2 pseudogenes are annotated in these 785 nt (G+C 45.7%); both read left to right on the forward strand.

Features of this window, described 5'->3' with window-relative positions:
• Window positions 1-354 (forward strand): annotated as a pseudogene (locus TW80_RS17435) (hypothetical protein); the annotation flags it as partial.
• A pseudogene (locus TW80_RS17440) lies at window positions 355-785 on the forward strand (HWE histidine kinase domain-containing protein); the annotation flags it as partial.

Raw genomic sequence — 785 nt, forward strand, 5'->3', positions numbered from 1 at the left:
GGACTGCGAACTGATTTAAACTCAATGAAACAAAGTCCGTTCCTCCTTGAGCTTGCAGCTCTGGACCAGATTGATCCATTAGCTGCTAAATATGTCCTTGGGGGTTCTCGTATGGGTACAAAAGTTCTGCGCCAGCGCTGGCTACAATCAACTGACCCAATCGTATGCGATGCGAAGGCTTATTTTACCCTTCCATCAAACCCAATTTTTTGGCGCGAGGTTTGTGATGCCTTATCACAGGTCAAAACGGGTTCAATTCGAGCAGAAAAAATAGTTGCGGATACCAAGCAAATATTTGCGCTCTTTGTTTCCACCTATCATCACACCATGATGCATCCTGCGAAAGCTTCTTAAATGGACGACACTCACCATTCAGCGCACCATAACACAAAGGTCGATTTAACTAATTGTGATCGAGAGCCAATCCATCTGTTAGGCGCCGTTCAAGCCTATGGGTGCTTGATATCAACATCGAGCGACTTCATGATCAACCATGTATCAGCGAATGTTCAAGACTTGCTTGGTTTAGATCCATCTACGGTAGTTGGCGGACGACTGCATGATTGTCTACCTGAAGAAACTGTTCACGATCTACGAACGAAACTTCAGCTAATCAGGATCGACACAGGTGTGGCGCGCATTTTTGCCATGGATGTGATGGGCGATGGCAGATTGTTCGACGTCTCTATCCATCCATCCGGTCATTCGTTTATCTTTGAATTTGAACCAAAGACGAGCACAGAAGATCGCGACGAGATGTCTCTTGTTCAACCGCTGTTATCAAG

The sequence above is a fragment of the Loktanella sp. S4079 genome (assembly GCF_000967725.1).
Lineage (GTDB): Bacteria > Pseudomonadota > Alphaproteobacteria > Rhodobacterales > Rhodobacteraceae > Yoonia.